General features: G+C 45.0%; 2 protein-coding genes. One reads left to right on the forward strand and one right to left on the reverse strand.

Translation table 11 applies throughout. The features are described 5' to 3' along the window. The coding region (locus E4T71_RS10090) for a hypothetical protein (protein WP_209304481.1) at positions 1-184 on the forward strand (184 nt) is incomplete at its 5' end. Here E4T71_RS10090 and E4T71_RS08640 read toward each other — a convergent pair. Next, the gene (locus E4T71_RS08640) at positions 173-841 is read right to left on the reverse strand and encodes an NYN domain-containing protein (RefSeq protein WP_135038922.1); all 669 of its coding nucleotides are present in this window, start codon (positions 839-841) and stop codon (positions 173-175) included. The two genes, E4T71_RS10090 and E4T71_RS08640, sit on opposite strands and share 12 nt — an antisense overlap. Positions 842-1,104 lie beyond the last annotated feature (263 nt).

Below are 1,104 nucleotides of genomic sequence, written 5' to 3' on the forward strand. Positions count from 1 at the left end.
ATTTCGCTATCCCTTCCTCTCCCCGCTACCTCACGATAGTCAGGCTTGGGATTCGCTATTGGGTTCACCGGTAGCAGGTGCCCACAGAGGACTTACACCTCAGATGTACGACATGCCCGTCGTACTGCAAAAGGCAGCTTCCAAACGGGTGAAAGCTGCCTTTTGTCCTCTCTTAGTGTCCTAAGTAAGCTGTGTCAATTGTCCGGAGTCCGTCAATATGAAGACTGAGATTATCCTTGATTGGTCCACCTAACGGATCAAGGATAAAATCAATGCCCTCACGTCGGGCCAATTTGGCGGCGGGAACAAAGTCACTATCGCCAGCAATGAGGATAATACGGTCCACTTGTTGCTTATAGGCTAGAGAGGAGATATCTAAGCCGATACGGATATCGGTTCCCTTCTGCTGGAGGTTGAGACGAAAATCGGCTTCTTGAAGTTGATCTACTCTTCGTTGACCAGACAAGAGGTCTTGTAAAGCCTCTTCCCGTAAAGTATAGAGCGGTTTATTCTCTGAGAGTTCACCCATGCGCAAGGCCACGCGCCGCTTGCGACTCAACTCTACAAAAAATTCTTCAGTCCATCGTAGCGTGTCACTCCTACTGTAGTCAATAACTCGATCTCCGAAAGGATTGAGTAGGCTTGCTTGCAAAGGGGGACAATCATAATAGAAAATACGATAAAGGTCATGCCGCACCTCTGCCTGATAACAAGACTCCTTGAGATGGCGAGTACAATATTTATACAAACGCTGGGCTGACTGGGCTGGATCCTCCGAACCAAAGGCCAGATTACTCCGCTTACGGTAATAACCACCATCGACTAAAATTGCTGTTTTCATAAAACTCCTTTTTCTGTCCTCGGAATAGACAGGGTGACTCAAGTTCCCCTTACCTCATGATGGCACCCTACTTTTTCCTCGGCAAACCTTATAAAATCTGAGAGTTTTCCCTCTCATCTTTTGATTCGAAAAAGAAACCCAAATTATTCATACCTCAGAAGAATCTGTGTAAATGCCTAAAAAATCATCAGAAACAACCAATAACCAATTGGAATTTCTGATGATCTTTATTATTCACCAAATTGTTCTAGGGATAAAAATGT

It is taken from the genome of Streptococcus sp. WM07 (assembly GCF_004570525.1).
In the GTDB taxonomy this organism is placed as follows: domain Bacteria; phylum Bacillota; class Bacilli; order Lactobacillales; family Streptococcaceae; genus Streptococcus.